12 protein-coding genes are annotated in these 19,939 nt (G+C 68.6%); 8 read left to right on the top strand and 4 right to left on the bottom strand.

Going from position 1 to position 19,939, the window contains the following annotated elements:
* Positions 1-31: 31 nt before the first annotated feature.
* Together IE258_RS18920 and IE258_RS18925 are read right to left on the bottom strand one after the other, a co-directional pair.
* Complete coding sequence (locus IE258_RS18920; RefSeq protein ID WP_189744957.1) at positions 32-1,261, bottom strand: NADH:flavin oxidoreductase/NADH oxidase family protein; 1,230 nt, start codon at positions 1,259-1,261, stop codon at positions 32-34.
* The gene (locus IE258_RS18925) at positions 1,261-2,091 is read right to left on the bottom strand and encodes an SDR family NAD(P)-dependent oxidoreductase (RefSeq protein WP_189744959.1); all 831 of its coding nucleotides are present in this window, start codon (positions 2,089-2,091) and stop codon (positions 1,261-1,263) included. Before IE258_RS18925 ends, IE258_RS18920 begins: the two co-directional genes overlap by 1 nt.
* Positions 2,092-2,226: 135 nt before the next feature.
* Between IE258_RS18925 and IE258_RS18930 the strand changes: the two genes are divergently transcribed.
* The 3 genes from IE258_RS18930 to IE258_RS18940 all read left to right on the top strand — a co-directional run bounded on the left by IE258_RS18930 (position 2,227) and on the right by IE258_RS18940 (position 6,465).
* A complete protein-coding gene (locus IE258_RS18930) occupies positions 2,227-2,658 on the top strand; it encodes a MarR family winged helix-turn-helix transcriptional regulator (protein ID WP_189744961.1) in 432 nt (143 codons plus the stop codon).
* A 229-nt stretch (positions 2,659-2,887) separates the two neighbouring features.
* A complete protein-coding gene (locus IE258_RS18935) occupies positions 2,888-4,168 on the top strand; it encodes a PQQ-binding-like beta-propeller repeat protein (RefSeq protein WP_189744963.1) in 1,281 nt (426 codons plus the stop codon).
* Between the two features lie 407 nt (positions 4,169-4,575).
* Positions 4,576-6,465: a DUF2075 domain-containing protein gene (locus tag IE258_RS18940; RefSeq protein ID WP_189744965.1), complete on the top strand. Its 1,890-nt coding sequence runs from the start codon at positions 4,576-4,578 to the stop codon at positions 6,463-6,465.
* Positions 6,466-6,598: 133 nt separating this feature from the next.
* Here the strand turns inward: IE258_RS18940 and IE258_RS41245 are convergent, their stop codons facing one another.
* Positions 6,599-8,398 carry an HNH endonuclease gene (locus IE258_RS41245; protein WP_229892201.1) on the bottom strand — a complete coding sequence of 600 codons (1,800 nt, stop codon included), beginning with the start codon at positions 8,396-8,398 and terminating at the stop codon, positions 6,599-6,601.
* A 352-nt stretch (positions 8,399-8,750) separates the two neighbouring features.
* Between IE258_RS41245 and pglW the strand changes: the two genes are divergently transcribed.
* Together pglW and pglX are read left to right on the top strand one after the other, a co-directional pair.
* Positions 8,751-13,427 carry a BREX system serine/threonine kinase PglW gene (gene pglW, locus IE258_RS18950; RefSeq protein WP_189744967.1) on the top strand — a complete coding sequence of 1,559 codons (4,677 nt, stop codon included), beginning with the start codon at positions 8,751-8,753 and terminating at the stop codon, positions 13,425-13,427.
* Entirely contained in the window at positions 13,424-17,044 is a 3,621-nt protein-coding gene (gene pglX / locus IE258_RS18955) for a BREX-2 system adenine-specific DNA-methyltransferase PglX (protein WP_189744969.1), read from the top strand. Before pglW ends, pglX begins: the two co-directional genes overlap by 4 nt.
* On the opposite strand, the gene IE258_RS18960 is transcribed toward pglX, so the two are convergent.
* Positions 16,971-17,531 carry an ATP-binding protein gene (locus IE258_RS18960; protein ID WP_189744971.1) on the bottom strand — a complete coding sequence of 187 codons (561 nt, stop codon included), beginning with the start codon at positions 17,529-17,531 and terminating at the stop codon, positions 16,971-16,973. The two genes, pglX and IE258_RS18960, sit on opposite strands and share 74 nt — an antisense overlap.
* A 191-nt stretch (positions 17,532-17,722) precedes the next feature.
* Between IE258_RS18960 and IE258_RS18965 the strand changes: the two genes are divergently transcribed.
* From IE258_RS18965 to IE258_RS18975, 3 genes are all read left to right on the top strand, one after another.
* A complete protein-coding gene (locus tag IE258_RS18965) occupies positions 17,723-18,556 on the top strand; it encodes a helix-turn-helix domain-containing protein (protein ID WP_189744973.1) in 834 nt (277 codons plus the stop codon).
* A complete protein-coding gene (locus IE258_RS18970) occupies positions 18,553-18,756 on the top strand; it encodes a DUF397 domain-containing protein (protein ID WP_189744975.1) in 204 nt (67 codons plus the stop codon). The genes IE258_RS18965 and IE258_RS18970 overlap by 4 nt, the downstream gene beginning before the upstream one ends.
* Before the next feature lie 236 nt (positions 18,757-18,992).
* Positions 18,993-19,868, top strand: a complete 876-nt coding sequence (locus tag IE258_RS18975; RefSeq protein WP_189744977.1) for a hypothetical protein — start codon at positions 18,993-18,995, stop codon at positions 19,866-19,868.
* Positions 19,869-19,939 lie beyond the last annotated feature (71 nt).

Genomic DNA, 19,939 nt, shown 5'->3' on the forward strand with positions numbered 1-19,939 from the left:
TGCCCAACCGACTGCTTACCGGAACCCGGCCTCAGTCGGGCCGACGCCACTCGAGATAGCCGCGTCGCCGCCGACCGCGGACGAGACGTTCGAGGACCAGGGCGACGGCGGGGGAGTAGGGCGGCCTGGACGACTTGCCCCGGCCCAGGCGGGCGAGTCGGCGTGAGGTGAGGGCCTGGACGGCCGCGGCGGCCAGCGTCTTGTTCCGCAGCCGGGTGCGGGGCGGTTCGGCCCGGGCGTCCCGGCCGGCGAGCCACTGCCCGGGCAGGGCGGGGTCGATCGCCAGCGCCGTGGCCACCCCCGCCACCTCCACCCCGGAGTCGATCACCTGCTGGGCGACCGCACGGCGCCGGATGCCACCGGTCAGCATCAGGGGCAGCGGAGAGGTGGCGAGGAGCTGTTCGGCGAGTGCGAGGAAGTACGCCTCGCGGGCAAGGGTGCGGCCGTCCGCCGGAAAGCCGGCGGTGGCCAGGCTCTCGATGCTGCCGCCGGACACCTCGACCAGGTCAGTTCCCACGTCGGCGAGCATCTTGATCACGTCCCGCGCGTCGTCGCTGTCGAAGCCGCCGCGCTGGAAGTCGGCCGAGTTCAGTTTGACCGCGACCGCGAAGCCCGTACCGGCCCGCTCACGGACCGCGGCCACGACATCGAGCAGCAGACGGGCGCGGTTGGGGAGGCTGCCGCCCCAGCGGTCGTCGCGCCGGTTCACCAAGGGCGAGAGGAACTGGGAGAGGAGGTAGCCGTGCGCGGCGTGGATCTCGACTCCGTCGAAGCCGGCCTCCCGCGCCCGCCGCGCGGTCACGGCGAACCGTTCCACGGTCTCGTCGATCTCCAGGGCGGTCATGGCACGGGGAGTCGGGTACATGCCGGACAGTCCCCCGACATCGATCGGCACCGCGGACGGCGCCCAGGTGGTGCGGGCGAGGTCCTTGGGGACGACGCGCCCGGGGTGGTTGATCTGCATCCAGACCTGCCCACCTGCGCTCTGCCCGGCCGCCGCCCAGTCCCGAAAGGGGGCCAGTGGTGTGTCCTCCTCCAGCACGACGTCGCCGGGCTGGGCGACCGCCCTCCGGTCGATCATGACGTGGCCGGTGATCAGGAGCCCGGCGCCGCCCGCCGCCAGGCGGCGGTAGAGCGTGGTGAGCGCGTCACCGGGCAGTTGCCCCGGCTCGGCCAGCAACTCCTCCATCGCCGCCTTCGCGATCCTGTTGGGCAGCACGGCACCGCTGCGCAGCCGCAGCGGCTCGCTCAGCAGGGTCATCAGTGCTCCCGCGCGGCAGCAGGGTCGAGATCGCCGACCTGGTGGAATCCCAGCCGGCGGTTGAGCACGCCCGTGAGGCGCGTGACCGTGGTGCGGGGAAGCACTCGCGAGGCCCAGACACCGGCGCGCTGGGACGCACGCCCGGGGAAGGAGACGGCCCGGCCCCGGGCGAAGTCGTCGAGCGTCCTGGCGGCCACGTCGGCGGGGTCGTCCGTGAACTTGGGATCCATGGACGCGGTCGTACGGTCGAAGAACCCGGTGGCGGTGGCTCCCGGGTGGGCCGCCATCACCCGGACACCGGTGCCGCGCACCTCCTCGGCGACCGCCTCGGTGAACGAGAGCACGAACGCCTTGGTCGCGGCGTAGCTCGCCTGGTACGGCATGGGCTGGAAGGCGGCGGTGGAGGCGATGTTGACGATGCCACCGCGGCCGCGCTCGACCATGCGGGCGCCCAGGAGGTGGACCAGCCCGACCAGCGCGGTGACGTTCACGTCGACGGACTGCAGGTTGGGTGTGAGGGGACGGCTGAAGAAGGGCCCCACGGCCCCCATCCCGGCGTTGTTGACCAGGAGATCCACGTCCAGACCGAGTCCGTCGAGGGCATCGACGACCCGCTGCGGCGCCTGCCGGTCCGACAGGTCCGCGGCGATCACGTCGACGCGGACGGCATGCGTGCTCCGGATCTCGTCGGCGAGGGCGTGCAGCGCGTCGGCCGAGCGGGCGACCAGGACCAAGTGCGCGCCCCGAGAGGCGAGTTCACGTGCGTACGCCTCGCCGATCCCCTTCGAAGCGCCGGTGACCAGGGCGGTGGTGTTCGTGTATGCGTGCATGGGTGAGTGCTTCCTGTGCGACTGGAAGAAGGCATGGAGGGCCCGCGAAGGATCGGGATAGATACTTCGAGTCTCGAACCAATTGACTCCAACATACACTTCGAGCCTCGAAGTAAATAGGCGTACGATGCATCCATGACGCGAAGCACCCTCGAGGCGGCGGTGGCGGCGAACCACGAGCTGTTCATGCAGACCAGCGACCGGATCGAGGCAGTCCTGGCGGAGCACGGCCTGACCCATGCGACCGCCCAGGCCCTCTGGGCCATCGACCCGGACCAGGCACCGCCCTCGATGAAGACCCTGGCCGGCCGCCTGTACTGCAACGCGCCCAACCTCAGCTTCGTCATGAACCAACTCACCGACCGCGGCCTCGTCGAACGCTCCCCCGACCCCGCGGACCGCCGCTCACGCGTCGTGGCCCTGACGGAACACGGACGCCGCGTGCGCTCGGCGGTCATCGAGGCCACCCTGGCGCTGACCCCGTTCGCAAGGCTGGGGGAGGACGAGCTGCGCCGGCTGGTGGACCTTCTGGGAAAGGCCCTCGATCCGGCTGCCGAGGAAGGCTGAGGAAGCCCGAGCCCATGCGGGACGACCGCCCGCGACACCGTCGTGAGTTGATCGGCGACGAGTTGTCTCGATTGCTTCACGGTGGTGTCGCGGTTGGGACCTGACGGTGTGAGCGCACGGGGGAGCCCGGCTAACGTTCCTGGTCGCAGAGGCGTACGTCCGTGTGTTCGGTACGGCGTGGGCCTTCCTGGCGGGATTCCTGCACTGACCGATCACGGGGGTACGGCACATGACCATGCGAGACGTCACGTCGGACGGCAGAACACCTGAGGAGTCCGGTTTCTCCTCCCGGCGACGTGTACTGCGGTTGGCCGGCGGCGGTCTGGCCCTGGCGGCGCTGACCGCCGGTACGGTCGGCTGCGACGAGGACGCCGTGGACGTCGAGGAGCCGGGAAACGCCGGCGGTGACGGTGGCAAGGAGACCGGCGCCGGCACCGACGGGAATGGGAACGCGAACGGGAACGGGAAGGGGCAGGCTCCCGAACCGCTCTGGACCAAGCCGACCTCGGCCGAGACCTACGGCGACAACGACGAGCTGGTGGCCGCGGGCGGCGTCGTCATCGCCAGCGGCAGTCCACTGGCCGCCCTCGACGCCGCGACCGGCGAGCAGAAGTGGTCCCTACCGGGCGGTGCGGTCCCCGGCGCACCCCTGCTGCTCAGCGAGGACACCCTGTATCTGGCCAGCAGCGAGTACGACGGCTCCGTCATCGGCTACGACCCGGCCTCCGGCAAGGAGACCTGGCGCAGCCGACTGGGCAAGGAGTACCGGCAGCCGCGGCCGATCGCGGTGGACGGCGAGCAGGTGTACGTCATCGCCGAGATCCTCGAGGACGACGGCTCGTCCAAGACCAACGTCATCGCCGCGCTCAACAGCACCACGGGCAGGGTTGCCTGGAAGGAACAGCGCGATGTCGGCACCGAGCAGAACGGCATCCACGCAGCCGTCCAGGGCCGACACCTCGTCTACACCGACTTCAAGAAGAACCTCACCGTGCGCGACACCGCGAGCGGCGGGCAGGTGTGGACGCACAAGACGACCAAGACGAACTACGGCTTCTTCACCGTCCACCAGAACCTGGTCATCGTCCCCCAGGGGAACGCCCTCCAGGCGTTCAACCTGGCCGACGGCAAGGAGAAGTGGACCCTGGAAGCGTCGGACGGGGCGCTCTTCAGGGAACCGGCGGTACTGGAGGACGTCCTCTACGTCGCCGACAGCGCCAGGGCGATGCGGGCCGTGGACCCGCGCACCGGCAAGCAGCTCTGGAAGTCCGAGGCCCTCGCGGACGCGGGCCTCCAGGTGCCGCGGCAGTACGTCAAGGCGGGCGACACCCTCTACGGCGCCACGGACCTGGACAAGCAGGGCGGCATCATCGCCATGGACGCGGGGACCGGCGCGGTGCGCTGGACGTTCAACGACAAGACGGGCGACTACCACGCCTGGCTGGTGGCAACCGACGGCAAGCGAGTCTTCGCCCTGCACGGGAAGGAGCTGCACGCGCTTCCGGTGTGAGACGCGGGCAGGACCCCTGGACAGCCCCGCCCAGCACCGGGCGGGTCACCGAGAGCGCGGTGCCTGTGCGGGAGTTTGCCGTACAGGCAACGGCGCACGGTCGTCCCCTGCGGCCCGCCGCCACGATCCGTGGCAAGAAGCGCCACGTCCGGTCGTGCCGCGCGCCTACCAGAACAGGCTCGAAGTGCCGCGTTCCAGCCTTACACCGGAGCCCAGCCAGCCGCCGAGCGGGCGTCCTGACACCTGGCTCCGGTTTGGACGCAGGCCGCCTACGTAATGGCCGGGGCGGCGGGTAGTCTCGGACCCATCGTCAACGCGGCCCGACGGGCTTCCGCTCCACCCTGGTGGAGTCTCGAAGGACATGCCCCCACCCGCACGAGTCACTTCGTGCTGCCTGGGGGAAGTCCTTGCTGTTCCGCGAGTCCGCCAAGTCGATCGCCGCGAGGGCGCTCGACAGCTCGCTCTACCTCCATCTCACTGAGCAATTCGCCTACATGCATGGTTACCGGCCCAGTGCCGCGGAGGTCCGCTCCTGGGAGCGGAGCATCCCCGCGCTGACAGCGGTCCTCAACGACGCGGGTCTCGGTGACGTCGAGGTAATGCTCGAGTATGCGCTTCCGCTCAACAGCAAGCGCGCAGACGTCGTACTCGCCGGAGTGCATCCGGACACGGGTGAACCGTCGTATGTCATCGTGGAACTGAAGCAGTGGAGCCAGGCACTCCCGAACGAGGACGACCCCACCCTGTGTCATGTGGACGCTTACGCCCACCCCGTCCTCAACCCTATTGAGCAGGTACGTCGGTACTGCGAGTACCTGGTCAACTTCAATGGTGCCGTCGCGGAGCACGGGCACAGGGTCAGTGGGGTGGCTTTCCTGCACAACGCCACCGAGTTCGGAGTCGCGGGACTGCGGGAGATCGAGCGGGACGGACACGGCCTGCTCTTCACCGGGGAACGCCGTGGCGCTTTCATGGACCATCTTCGCGCTCGGCTCAGCGACAAGCACCCGGGCGCCCGGGCGGCGGACGAGCTGTGTGACGGTGTCGCAGTGCCCTCGAAGCAGCTCATGTCCGTGGCAGCGGAAGAGGTGCGTGAGCGCACGCAGTTCGTGCTTCTCGACCAGCAGCAGGTCGCGTACCGCATGGTGCTCAACGCGGTGCAGAAGGCGAAGAACGCCGACCGCAAGGAAGTCGTCATCGTCACGGGCGGGCCCGGAACCGGCAAGAGCGTCATCGCTCTCCAGCTGCTCGGCGAGCTCTACCGACGCGGCGTGCCTGCACTGCACGCCACCGGCTCCCAGTCCTTCACCAAGACGATGCGGAAGATCGCCGGGGCTCGCAAACGGGAAGTTCAGGACCTCTTCAAGTACTTCAACAGCTTCATGACGGCCGAGAAGAACAGTCTGGGCGCTCTGATCTGCGACGAGGCGCACCGCATCCGGGAGACCTCGGCCAACCGCTACACGCGCGCCGCCCTGCGGACCGGCCGGGCTCAGATCGACGAACTCATCGACGTTGCCTACGTCCCGGTCTTCTTCCTTGACGAACATCAGGTAGTCCGCCCCGGCGAGATGGGCACCGTGGCCGACATCAAGGAGGCGGCTGGGAAGCGGGGCATCCCCTGCCACGTCGTTCCGCTGGACAGTCAGTTCCGCTGCGGCGGCAGTGACTCCTATCTGCGCTGGGTGGTCCGGCTCCTGGGCCTCGAGACCGGCGGTCCGGTCGTCTGGGAACCCGACGGCCGCATGCAGCTGCTGGTCGCCGACAGCCCGCAGGAGATGGAGGAGTTCCTGGAAGCCCGCCGCTCCCAGGGCTACGGCGCCCGCATGTCCGCCGGCTACTGCTGGCGCTGGTCACCGGAACCCAAGCCCGGAGAGCCGCTCCCGCCCGACGTAGTCATCGGTGACTGGGCGCGTCCCTGGAACCTGCGCGGTGACCGTTCCGTCTCCGGTGCGCCCCCGGCCGCCCTGTGGGCCACCGACCCGGCCGGCTTCGGTCAGGTCGGCTGCGTCTACACCGCCCAGGGCTTCGAGTACGACTGGTCCGGCGTCATCATCGGCCCCGACCTGCTCTGGCGCGGCGGCCGATGGGTCACCGACCGCATGGCGTCGAAGGACACGATCTTCAAGAAGTCGACTCCGGACGACGACGTCGACCGGCTGATCCGCAACACCTACAAAGTGCTGTTGACGCGCGGCATGGTCGGCACCGTCGTCTACTCGACTGACCCGGAGACGCGGCAGAAGCTGCGGGAGCTGACGGGTGGGGGCGTACGGGAAGCAGTGCCGTCGGCTTGACCCGACACGTGCGATGTCCATGTGCCCGCACGGATTGAGGTCGGGGGACGGGCCCGGAAGAACCACCGGTCCGATCGTCACCCGTGTGATCTGAGATCCAAGGGTGCCGATCGGCGGCGTGGTACCTGAGCCGTTACTTCTTCGTCAGCATGTCGAGTTCGCACAGAGTGCGGTGGTAGCGCAGGTACGCCTCATCGATCTGGTGGTCGTCGTGTCGACGCAGGCGTCCCAAGGGGGCGCTCCCGTGGGTCTGCTTCACGATGCCGTCGACGTCCACGTAGATCTCGAGGCCGTCGAACAGAACGTGGTGGTTGGGACACAGACAGAGCAGGTTCTGCAATTCGTCCGGACCGTCATGAGGAGAGCCCAGACCACGAATGTGAGCGGCCTCGCTGTAGGGCCTGCGTTTGTACTGCAGGCGGGTGTCGCACACCTGGCAGGCATGGCCGTGCAATTCCTTGACGCGGTTGGCGAGCGCAGCATCGCGAACCAGGCGGGACACAGTGGCTTCCCGGCGGGTCGCCGGGCCGGTTGCCCGCTCCTCGTGGTCGGTCTCGGGAACAGTGATGTCCTCGTCACCATCGACCAGGCCGTCGGCTGTGGCGTATCCCGCGAGCCCCACCCGGCCGAGCAGCGCCCGCTGATCGACATGGTCGAGGTAGGTACTGCAGAGCTTGACCACGGCTTCCAAGCGAGTCAGCGGGTTCTGCAGTAGTTCAGCGCTCGCCCGAGTGAGGCCCGCGACAGGTTGCACCGTGTTGAAGGTCCCCACCTGCGGCATGGGGCCGGCGTCGCTCGGGGCGCCGTGCACCTCCCAGAGCCCACTGCCCTGCAAGTGCCAGAAGGGGTACTCAGGAGTGACCTTGGAATCCGGCAGGCCGAAATCGGCCAGGAGCTGACCGACTTCCGAGCGGAAGGATGACCACGGCGCCAGGCGCGGCTTCCCTGCCGTGATTCGGGAGATCGCCCACAGCAGAGACAACGGTTGGTGACGACTGGGAGAATCGCTGCCCGGGCGGCGATGAGTGTGGAGTGAGCCGATTCGGTCCAGCAGGTCTTTGGCAGTCAGCGGGGCGGACACGGCTGGAAGCGGATGCGGCGGCTCGGAAGAAGTGTTCCTGCGCCTTCCGGGGAGGAGTTCGGCAGTACGGCGGTAGTCCTCATCCGACCGGAGGGTGAGGCTGCGCAGCGGTGCAGGAACGTTCAGGCGCGCCAGTACGGGGGCGGCGAGAAGCGGCGTGGTGAACTCCTCGACCTCCCCCAGGGCCATGATGTGCTCCCACGTGGCGCTGTCCTCGTCCGTACCCCAGACTTCTCGTGCCACGGGCAGGCTGTCGAACAGGTGGAGGATGCGGGCGCGGGCGATGAAGTGGTTCTCCGCGTAGAAGAGCACGTCATCCCCGACTCGGCGGTTACGCAGAGCCTTCGCCTTCTCGTTGTTGACCTGCGTGGTGGGCGTGGACCCCCACAGCCGAGCGATCCCGTCCGGGTACAACGCCGCGAGCACGTGCGCCTGCTCGCCGAGCGCGTCTTCGATGTCTGCGATCGGTACACCTCGTCGTACAGACTTGGCGAAGTTCTGCGGTCCGCGATCCCGGGCGCCACCGCGGGGTTGGAGAACCACTTGTGGCTCTCCTTGCCGACCGTCCGTAACGGCGCTCCCGTCTTCCACGGTGAAGCCAAGCGCACGCAGACGGTGGGCGACCGTACGCGCGCCACCGCTGAAGTCCTCGGCCGACATCAGGATGCCGACCGAGTACAGGTGCGCTACCCCTGCGATGGCCTTCGAGTCGAAGCGGCTGCCGTCCACGAGCAACTCGTACGTCGTTGCCCGGCCGAAGCCGTACTGGCGACGAAACGTTTCGCGCCCCAGCTGCTGACACTCGGCGACCGCGGCCAGCACGCCTGCACGAGTCAGATTTCCAAGTCCCATGCCGAGGAGGTTAGTAGGACGGTATGACAATCGTCGGTCCGTACCGAACCGGCACCGTTCTGCCTGCTGCTAGCGAGATGCAGCAGTACAGGCGTGCTGTGTCACCATGTGCTTCAGGTCTGTCTCTCCTCGCCGAGACCGAGCCCTCCCCCCCGTGTGCCAACAAATGCCCTAATGCCTCAAGTCTCCAATACCTGAAGAAAACCGGCATTTCGCCAAGGTGGGTCGAATGTCCTATAGTCCCGTCCTTCACCGCCTCTTCTCATGTGGCATGCAACCACTAGGATGCGCAGCGAGGGTCTGACCATGGGGAACGGCGGCCCTTGAGGCGAACGAAGAGCGGGGAACAGGCATGCGGGAAGGCCGGTGGGTCACGGTCACCGAGTCCGAGTTCGAGCACGAACGCCGGGGCCTGGAGACGATCAGGGAGAAGCTGCCGGATGGCGACCCTTGGCGGGCCTGGTCCAACTTCACCTTCACCGCGAACACCGGCCATGTCCGCGAGGTCGACCTGCTGGTCGTCGCCCCCGGAGGCCTCTGCATGATCGAGCTGAAGGACTGGCACGGCTCGGTCACCTCCGAGAACGGCACCTGGGTCCAGACCACCCCCGGCGGTTACCGCCGTACCCACGGCAACCCGCTGCATCTGGTCAACCGCAAGGCCAAGGAGCTGGCCGGCCTGCTCGCCCAGACCGGCGCCAAGCGGGTCTGGGTCGCCGAGGCCGTCTGCTTTACCGACAACAGCCTCCGGGTCCGCCTGCCCGCCCACGACCAGAACGGCGTCTATACCGTCGACGAGCTGATCGAGATGCTCAAGCAGCCCGCACGCGACGAGCGGCGCCGCATCACGGCGATCGGCTCGCGGGAAGTCGCGGCGGCCTTGCAAAGCATCGGCATCCGCAAGAGCGACGCGCAGTACAAGGTCGGCCCGTACGAGCTGAAGCGGAAGGCCTTCGACTCCGGACCCACCTGGGCCGACTACCTCGCCGACCACAGCGACCTGCCCGAGGCCGCGCGCGTGCGGATCTACCTCAGCGAGCGCGGCTCCGACGCCTCCCTGCGCCAGTCCGTCGAGAACGCCGCCCGGCGCGAGGCCGCGGTGCTGGGCAGGTTCAAGCACCCGGGTGTCGTCCAGCTCAAGCAGTACTTCCCCTCCGGGCACGCCGCCGGCCCCGCGCTGATCTTCGACTACCACCCGGACACCCTGAAGCTCGACGAGTACCTCGTCCAGTACGGCGAGAAGCTGGACATCCTCGGCCGGATGGCGCTGGTGCGCCAGCTCGCCGAGACGATGCGCTCCGCGCACGCCAGCCGCATCCACCACCGCGCGCTCGCCGCCCGCTCCGTCCACGTCGTCCCCCGGCCGCGCGGCCGGAAGGGGCAGGCCGTCGGGGAGGAGGCCGCCTGGCTCACCCCGCAGCTGCAGATCTCCGACTGGCAGATCGCAACCCAGCGCAGCGGCGACTCCTCGCAGGGCCAGGGCATGACCCGGTTCGCGCCGACCGCGCTGTCCGCCATGCACCTGTCCGACGACGCCGACGCCTACCTCGCGCCGGAACTCACCGCCCTCAGCCCTGACCCGGTCTACCTCGACGTGTACGGGCTCGGCGTTCTTACCTACCTGCTGGTCACCGGCAAGGCCCCGGCCGCCAGCCAGGCCGAGCTGCTGGCCCGCCTTGAGGCGGGGGAGGGCCTGCGCCCCAGCTCCCTGGTGGACGGCCTCTCCGAGGACGTGGACGAGCTGGTGCAGGCCGCCACCGCCTACCGCCCCGGACAGCGCCTCTCCAGTGTCGACGAGTTCCTGGAGCTGCTGGAGGTCGTCGAGGACTCCCTCACCGCCCCCGCGACGGCCCTCGACGGGCACACCGAGGAGGAGACCGGGGAGGCCGCCGACAAGGATCCGCTGGAGGCCGTCGCCGGCGACGTGCTCGCCGGCCGCTGGGAGATCCGCCGCCGTCTCGGCACCGGCTCCACCAGCCGCGCCTTCCTCGTCCGCGATCTGGAGGCGGAGACGCGGAAGACCCGCCCGCTGGCCGTGCTGAAGGTCGGCCTCTCCGACAGTCGCGGCGAGATCCTCGTCCGCGAGGCCGAGGCCATGGGCCGCCTGCGCCCCCACTCCGGCATCATCCGCCTCGTCGAGCCCGAGCCGCTGCACATCGCCGGCCGCACTGTCCTGGCGATGGAGTACGTCGGCGACGAGCGCGACGACGACGGCCAGGGTGCCGAGGGCGCGAACCGGCCGCGCCGCCGCGAGGAGACCGTCGCCCGCCAACTCCGCGAGCACGGCCGCCTTCCGGTCGACCAGCTGGAGGCGTACGGCGACTACCTCTTCGGCGCCGTCGACTTCCTCGAGGGCGAGGGCGTCTGGCACCGGGACATCAAGCCGGACAACATCGCCGTCCGCATCCGCCCCAACCGCACCCGCGAGCTGGTCCTCATCGACTTCTCGCTGGCTGGCTACCCGGCGAAGAACACCGACGCGGGCACCGACGGCTACCTCGACCCCTTCGTTGACGTCATCACACGCGGCTCCTACGACTCGCACGCCGAGCGGTACGCCGTCGCCGTCACCCTGCACCAGATGGCCTCCGGCGAGCTGCCCAAGTGGGGCGACGGCAGCGTCCTGCCGCGCATGACCGACCCGAAGGAGTGGCCGTACCCGACCATCGCGGCCGAGGCCTTCGACCCTGCCGTGCGGGACGGGCTCGTCGCCTTCTTCCAGAAGGCCCTGCACCGCGACGCGGGCCAGCGGTTCCCTGAGCTGAAGCCGATGCGGGACGCCTGGCGCAAGGTCTTCCTCGACGCGTCGCAGACCGTCCCCTCCAGCCACCGCACCCGCCCCACGGCCCCCGCCGACGGGACCGCACCCGCCGAGGGCGCCGCCACGGTGGCGATCGCGGACGCCGAGCCGGAAACCGCCGAGCAGCAGCGCGACCGCCTCGCCGCCGAGGCCGTCCTCGACACCCCGCTGACCGTCTCCGGCCTCACGCCCGCTGCCCAGTCCTTCCTCTACGGCCTGGGCATCACGACGGTCGGCGAACTCCTCGACTACAGCCGCCGCAAGCTCGTCAACGCTCCCGGCCTCGGCGCCAAGACCCGCAACGAGGTCCAGCAGCGGCAGCGGGAATGGGGCGAGCGGCTGCGCGAGGCCCCTGTCTCCCCGCTCACGCCGAAGGGCCGGGCGGAGGCGAAGGAGGAGCTGGAGCAGCTCACCGCCGCCGAGTCGGCCCTCGTCGGGCAGCTCGCGACGGGCGAGTCGGCGGGCGCTCTGTCCGCCCGCACCCTGCGCTCCGTCAGCCTCGACACCCTCGCCACCGTCTTCGTTCCGGCCGTCAACAACAACGGCTCCAACCGCAACAAGGCGGAGATGGTGCGGCTGCTGCTGCGCCTGCCCGACGAGCACGGCGTTCTGCCGGGCATCGGCGTCTGGCCGAAGCAGAAGGACGTCGCCGACGCGCTCGGCCTCAGCCACGGCCGCATCCCGCAGATGCTCAAGGACGAGCGCAAGCGTTGGAAGGCCGAGCCCGCCGTCCAGGCACTGCGGGACGAGATCATCGACCTCCTGGCGAGCATGGGGCGCGTCGCCTCCGCCGTGGAGATCGCCGACGCCCTCGCCGTCCGGCGCGGCACGCACCTCGCCGGGCGCGAGCAGCGGCGCGCGATGGCCCTGGCGGCGGTGCGGGCCGTCGTCGAGGTCGAGCAACTGGTGCCGCAGGAGGCCGAGTTCCAGCACCAGCCGAACCGCAAGGCGATCGACGAGTCGCTCGGCGCCGGCCTGCTCGCCCTCGACGTGCGCGAGAACGACGCCCCGGACACCCCGACCGCACCCGGCCTGCTCGACTACGCGATGCGCCTCGGCAAGACGGGCGGTCGGCTCGCCGAGCTGGACACCCTGCCGACGGCCGCGACCGTCCTGGCCGAACTGAGCGCGCTGACGGTCCCGCCCGGCGCCGTCGACTGGGACGAGCGGCGCATGGTCGAGCTGGCCGCCGCCGCGTCCGTGAACGCCGCCGCCACTCCGCGCCTGGAGATCTACCCACGCGACCTGTCGCTCGTCCGCGCGCTGCGCCTCACCCAGGCCGGGCTCGTCCGCTGGATTCCGGGCGTTCCGGAGGGCCGGCAGCCCGGCCTGACCGGCGAGGACGTGCACGAGCGGGTCCGCGCCCGCTTCCCCGAGCTGGGCGTCCCGGACGGGCGCGGCGGCACGACCCACGAACTGCCGACCGCCGGCCCGCTCACCAAGGCGCTGCGCGACGCGGGCTTCGAGCTGTCGCTCAGCATGCGCGAGGACACGGGCACGCTGCGCTACCTGCCGACGCGGGTGGAGGACGCCTCCAGCTACCTCACGACGGGCGCGTGGCGGCAGTCGACGCGCACGGGCACGGTGACGCGGTACGCGGACGACCCGCAGCTCGCGGGCGCGGTCCGCGCGGAGGAACGGCTCCTCGCCTCGGCCCGCCGGGACGGGTACCGGGTGCTGACCGTACGGCAGCAGCTCGTGCGGGACGCGGTACGGGAACTGGGCGCCGAACGGCTGGGCGCGCGGGCGGTGTCGGTGACCGAGCTGTTCCTGGAGGCCCTGCACGGGCAGGTCACCCCGGGCACCAAGCCGACCTGGGAGACCCTGCTCAAGGCGGACGCTGCCGAGCCGGGCTCGAAGGGCGCGGTGCGGTTCGCGGAGTACGCGCGCACGGCCTGGGGCTCGGTCGAGCCCCGGATCGCCGAGCTGCTGGGCGACGGTGGCGGTGGCGCGGGCCCGGTCCTGCTGACGGAGGCCGGGGTGTTCGCCCGGTACGACGCGATGGGCGTCCTGGACCGGCTGGCGTCGGCGGCCCGGCGGGGCGGGCGGGGGCTGTGGCTCCTGGTCCCGCAGAACGACCCCTCGCGCGAGCCGAGGCTCGGACAGGTGGCCGTGCCGTACCAGGCCGGCCTGGGGGAGTGGATCCAGCTCCCGGACACGTGGGTGGGCAACGCCCACCGCGGGTCCGGCGAGGTTGTGGCAAGTGGTGTCGAGGGAGACGCGAAGTGATCGACCGCAAGGCCCTGTTGGACGACCTGAAGCAGCAGGTCAAGGCGGTCGAGGCCGACCTCGGCAAGCAGGTGAAGGCCCTCGGTGAGGTCGGCGCGCGGCTGCGGGCCGAGTACGACCAGGCGCGCAAGCTCGGGCGTACGGCGGCGACGTGGAACTCGTGGCTTGACGAGCGGGTCACGCAGGTCGCGGTGGCGTGGGTACTGGGCACGGTCTTCGTACGGTTCTGCGAGGACAACCGGCTGATCCCTGAGCCGTACCTGACGGGGCCGGACGGGGACCGGCGCGAGCTGGCGGAGTCGCGGTACGACGCGTACGTGGAGTCGGACGACAACCCGACCTACCGCGGCTGGCTGGAGAAGGCGTTCGACGAACTGGGCCAGGGCCAGGCCGGCCGCCTGCTCTTCGACAAGCGGCACAACCCGCTGTACCAGATCCCGCTGTCGCACGACGGTGCGCGCGAGCTGGTCGAGTTCTGGCGCCAGCGCGACGAGGCGGGAGTTCTCGTCCACGACTTCACCGACCCGCTGAACGGGGACGGCACGGAGGGCTGGGACACGCGGTTCCTGGGCGACCTGTACCAGGACCTGAGTGAGGCTGCGCGGAAGACGTACGCACTGCTCCAGACGCCGGAGTTCTTGGAGGAGTTCATCCTTGACCGGACGATGAATCCGGCGGTGCGGGAGTTCGGTTACGAGGAACTGAAGATGATCGACCCTACGTGTGGGTCGGGGCACTTTGTACTGGGGGCGTTTCGACGGTTGGTGCGGCTGTGGGCGGAGGGTCAGCCGGGGCGCGATGTGCACGAGCGGGTGCGGGAGGCGCTGGACTCGGTGCACGGCGTGGATGTGAACCCGTTCGCGGTGGCCATTGCCCGGTTCCGGCTGCTGGTGGTGGCCATGGCGGCGAGCGGGGTGCGGACGCTGGAGGAGGCGGCCAAGTACGAGTGGCCGATCAACCTGGCAGTCGGGGACTCTCTCATCAAGTCCCGCCGTTCCCAGCAGGGCAACCTGTTCGGCGGGATGGACGAGGGCCTCGCGGACGAGCTGGCCGATTTCAAGTACGCCACGGAGGACGTGCACGAATACCCGGATATCTTGCGGCCAGGGCGGTATCACGTGGTGGTGGGAAACCCGCCTTACATCACGGTGAAGGACAAGAAGCTCAACGTCCTTTACCGGGAGCTGTACCCAGCGTGTGCCGGCAAGTATGCGCTGTCGGTGCCGTTCGCCCAGCGGTTCTTCGAACTGGCCAAGCGCGGCGACGCCCAGGGACGCGGCTACGGTATGGTCGGCCAGATCACCGCGAACTCGTTCATGAAGCGGGAGTTCGGGGCGAAGCTCATCGAAGGGTACTTCGGGCACGCGGTGGAGCTCACTGAGGTCATCGACACCTCGGGCGCCTACATTCCGGGGCATGGAACACCCACGGTCATTCTCGTGGGCAGGCAGCGAGGTGGGGACGGGCGCTCGCCGGTCATCCGGACTGTTCGCAGCGTGCAGGGTGAGCCGTCCGCGCCGAAGAAAGCTGAGGAGGGCCTGGTGTGGCTTGCGATCGTCGAGCAGATTGACAAGCCTGGCTCGGTGAGCCAGTGGGTCTCTGTGGATCACTTGGACCGCGAGAAGTACTTCGCGAAGCAGCCGTGGGTTCTCGCTGATGGCGGCCAGGAGATGCTGGACCAGATCAACACGGCCCGGCAGGCGGTCCTGAAGCGCGATCTGCACCGGATTGGGTTCTACGGAATCATGGGGTCGGACGATGCCATGAGCGCGGTTCCGCGCACCTTCAAAAGGGTTGATGCCGAGTCCGAATACGTCCGGCGCCTTGTCGTAGGTGACGAGGTGCGTGACTTCCAATTCGCTGACGGGGACGACGCCTTCCACCCGTACGACACTCGACGTGAGCTGGTCCGCCCGGAGTCCTTTCCCAACCTGGCCAGTTGGTTGTGGCCGTATCGGACCGAACTGGGAAACCGCGCAACATTCTCCGGCGGAACGTACTTCACGGATGGCCGACCTTGGTGGGAGTGGCATCAGCTTCCCAAGGACCAAGGGGCGCACCAGTGGGCCATCCCATTCGCGTTCGTAGCGACGCATAACCACTTCGTGCTGGATCGGGGTGGGAAGGTTTTCAACCGTTCCGCGCCGGTGATCAAGCTGCGGGAGGGTGCGAGCGAGGAGGAGCATCTGCGGTTGCTCGGCCTGCTCAATAGCTCCACTGCTGGATTCTGGCTTCGGCAGGTCAGCCACGACAAGGGCCGACCTGGCGCGGACGTCGCAGGAGCCGATGAACCTTGGGAGCATCGATTCGAGTTCACCGGAACCAAGCTGGAGGAATTCCCGATTCCCTCTGGGTTCCCCACAACGCTTGCTTCCGCCATGGACCATCTCGCTCAGGAGCTGGTTGCTACTAGCCCTTCTGCCATTGCGTCGAACGCTGTCCCTACAGCGGCGGCACTGCGTGAGGGTCGAGAAAAATGGGAGTCTATTCGTGGTCGGATGATTGCCACTCAGGAAGAACTAGACTGGCAGGTGTACGCCCTGTACGGTCTCCTCGACCGGGAGATCGCTGCTTCTGCTGCGGACATCCCTGTGATCGCCTCGGCTGAACGTGCCTTTGCCATCGTCTTGGCTCGCAAGAGGGAACGCGGCGAGGTCAACACCTCGTGGTTCCAGCACCACAACCACCAGTTCGATCCCATCACGGAGATCCCTGCCGACTGGCCCGCCGCCTACCGTGATGTCGTCCAGAAGCGGATCGACGCCATCGAGTCGAACCGGGCCATCGGCATGGTCGAGCGGCCCGAGTACAAGCGCCGCTGGGCCACCGAGGGCTGGGACGCCCTCCAGGAGAAGGCCCTCCGCTCTTGCCTGCTCGACCGCATGGAGATCCGCGACCTGTGGTTCGACGAGAACGGCCAGCCGGCCATCCTCACCCTGGCCCGCCTCACCGATGCCCTCTCCCGCGACGAGGACTTCGTCTCCGTGGCCAGGCTCTACGCGCCCCGCAAGGACCTGCCCAAGGTCGTCGCCGAGCTGATCACCGACGAGCACGTGCCGTTCCTCTCCGCGCTGCGCTACAAGCCCGCCGGGCTGAAGAAGCGCGCCGACTGGGAGGAGGTCTGGGACCTCCAGCGTAAGGAGGACGCCGCCCCCGACGAGCCGGCCAAGCGGAAGATCCGGGACGCCATCCCCGTGCCCCCGAAGTATGCCCCAGCCGACTTCCTGCGCCCCTCCTACTGGAAGGCGCGTGGCAAGCTGGACGTGCCCAAGGAGCGGTTCATCTCCTACGGACAAACCAACGCAGTCACGCCCGAGCTGTACGGCTGGGCCGGCTGGGACCACAAGGAGCAGGCTCAGGCGCTGGCGACGTACTTCACCAACACCGCGCTGTCCACCGAGGAGATCACCCCGTTCCTCGCCGGCCTGCTGGAACTCCAGCCGTGGCTGTACCAGTGGCACAACGAGTTCGACATGCTCTACAGCGGCTCCCCGGCGGACTTCTTCGCCGGTTACCGTCAGCAGAAGCAGGGCGAGCACGGACTCACGGACGACGATCTCCGTGGCTGGCGTCCTCCGGCCGCGACCCGAGGCCGCCGCGCAGCAGCGAAGAAGTAGCCAGAAGTAGATCGACACCTGTCGGTTCAGGAGCCACCCGTTGCGTATGCGGGTGGCCCTTTGTCCGTGCGTGCAGCTGCGCCCACACGGTCTTGCCCGGGGCGGCCCGGCGAGGAGTGACGCCCCAGTCGTCCGCGAGGGCGGCGACGAGAAGCAGGCCCCGGCCGGACTCGGAAAGCGAGTCGGTCGCTGGGGGACTGGTCGGGGGCCGCTTCTCGGTGAGGGTGTCGGTCACCTCGATGCGGAAGGTGCCCTCCGCCAAGGTGAGCTGGACGTGGAAGTCTCGGCCGGGCACGTGGCCGTGGCGTACGGCGTTGGCGGTGAGTTCCGCCGTGATGAGGGTGAGCGTCTCGTTGACTGGGGACGTGTAGGGGTGGCCCCGTTCGTTCAGGCGGTGCGAGACGAGTCGGCGGGCGAGGCGGGCACCGCGCGACGTTGAGGTGAAGCGCATGGTGAACTCGCGTTCGGGTGCGAGGTGTTGCGGCATATGCCCGTTCGGGGGAGTTGCTGACTTCATAGGGTCAACGGTGTCGGACTCTGCGTAGCGTTGGCCAGGAGAGATGCGCTGACGGGTACACGCTGTACGCGCGGCTGGTGCGCCTGTACGTGGTGTTGGGCGTAACCGGTTTCCGGCCCCCGGGTTGGCTGACTGGGCGGTTGCACGAGAGGAGCTGTGGCGTGGACGACGAGGTTCAGCAGCCGGAGGAGTACGAGGTCGGGACGGGCATGCTGTGCGTGTTCGGGCGGCAGTTGAAGCTCTTCCGGGAGCGGGCGGGCCTGGACCGCGCGGGGCTCGGATCGCTGACCGGGTACTCGGCCTCGACAATCGCGTCGTTCGAGCAGGCAAGACGTATTCCGCCGCCGAAGTTCATCGACCAGGCCGATGAAGTGCTGAGGGCAGGTGGGGTGTTGAGTGCGAGCAAGGAGGAGGTGGCTCGGGCGCAATACCCAGCGTTCTTCAGGGATGCGGCACGACTGGAGTCGGAGGCCGTCGAACTGCATGTGTACGCGAATCAGGCGGTGCCCGGACTCTTGCAGACGGAGGAGTATGCTCGGGCCATTTTCATGATGATGCGGCCGCCCATGCACGACGAGCTGATCGAACAGCGGGTGAGCGCTCGCATGGCTCGACAGGAGATCTTGTCCAGCCGTGACGCGCCGCTCGCCAGCTTCGTCATGGATGAGGCAGTGCTGAGGCGTCCCATCGGAGGCCGAGGCATCCTGCGTGGCCAGCTTGAGCAGGTTCTCCTGATGGGGCAACGCCGGAACGTCGAGATCCAGGTGATGCCGCTTGACCGTGAGGAGAACGCGGGTATGGCTGGTCCCTTCACCTTGATCGAAACGAAGGAAGGGCGGAGGATCGCGTACGCCGAGGTACAGAACGTCAGCCGCTTGCAGACGGAGCGGGACCGCGTCCGTGCGTTGGAGGTCAAGTACGGGATCATCCGGGCGCAGGCCCTAACTCCTCGTGAATCATTGGCGTACGTAGAGAAGTTGCTGGGAGAGCCATGAACGCGCACGTACATCAGCCGCAGATAGACCAGTTGGAGTGGCGGAAGAGCAGCTACAGCAGCGAGGAAGGCGGCGAATGTATCGAGGTCGCCCTTCGCCCCGCCACGGTCCACGTCCGCGACTCGAAGGACACAACCCGCGCGGCACTTGCTGTAGAACCCACGGCGTGGTCCGCCTTCGTGGAGTTCGCGGCCCTCTGACAGAGACGGCACCGATCGCAGGGCCCCCAGCGGGCGTGTGCCTTTCAAGGGCCCTGCGTTCTCTGCTGCATACCTTCAGCAGACTTGGCGTCTTGCTCGCCCGCAGTAGCCTGCCCCGGCGACATCCGCACTGCGCAGAGAGCCGGCCCTCACGCCACCGTCACCCTCATAACGAGGTCTCAACGGAGTTGATCCATGCTGATCCTCGCAGCTCGGAGGTGCTGTAGGTTCCCGCCATGAAGCAGGGTAAAGAGGTCGAGAACCCCGAGTCGCGTTTCTTCGCGGTGCTGCTGGCGGCGGCGAAGCTCCCCGGTGTGCGGATCCATAGGGAGGCCTACCTCCGAAGTGCGCTGGCTCGCCACTGCTCCGAGGATGAGATCCGACGAGCGATAGAGGAGACTCCCGCTGCCGCGGGCATCACAGTCGACCTCCTCGACAAGGTCGCCAACGACTCCATCCGCTATGAAACCGCCAAAGTCAGCGCTCTCTCGGCCGCCGCCGGGATACCCGGCATCCTCGCCCTTCCGGCCACGGTACCCGCCGACGTGGCCCAGTACGTCGGCCACATGCTGCGCATCGCACAGAAGCTCGCCTACCTCTATAGCTGGCCCGACCTGTTCGACGATGAGGGGGAGGGCGTCGATGACGCGACGATGGGGGTGCTCACGCTGTTCTTCGGCGTGATGTTCGGTACCCAGTCGGCGAACGTCGCCGTGGGCAAGGTCGCCGGGATGATGTCGAAGCAGGTCGCGAAGAAGCTGCCCCAGAAGGCGCTCACCAAGGGTGTCGTCTACCCGATCGTGAAGAAGTCCGCGGCTTACCTCGGTGTCCAGATGACCAAGCAGTCCTTCGCGAAGAGCGTCTCCAAGGCCATCCCCGTCGTCGGGGCCGTCGTGTCCGGCGGGCTCACTTTCTCGACGTACCTTCCGATGGCCAAGAGGCTCAAGAAGCACCTCGCCGGCCTGCCACTGGCGGACCCGTCACACCGAGTGCCGGAGGGGGATGTCGTGGACGGCGAAGTCGTGGAAGACCACGAAACTTTCGCCACAGCACACGCTGAAGAGCACAGCACGGCCACCACTGCCGACAAGCTGGAGGACCCCAAGTCCTGACGCCGCGTGCTCCCTCCTGGCCCGGACACGGCGGGTGTTCTCGTTGCCGTAGGGGGCGGTGATCCGTCGGC

It is taken from the genome of Streptomyces tendae (assembly GCF_014650435.1).
In the GTDB taxonomy this organism is placed as follows: domain Bacteria; phylum Actinomycetota; class Actinomycetes; order Streptomycetales; family Streptomycetaceae; genus Streptomyces; species Streptomyces tendae.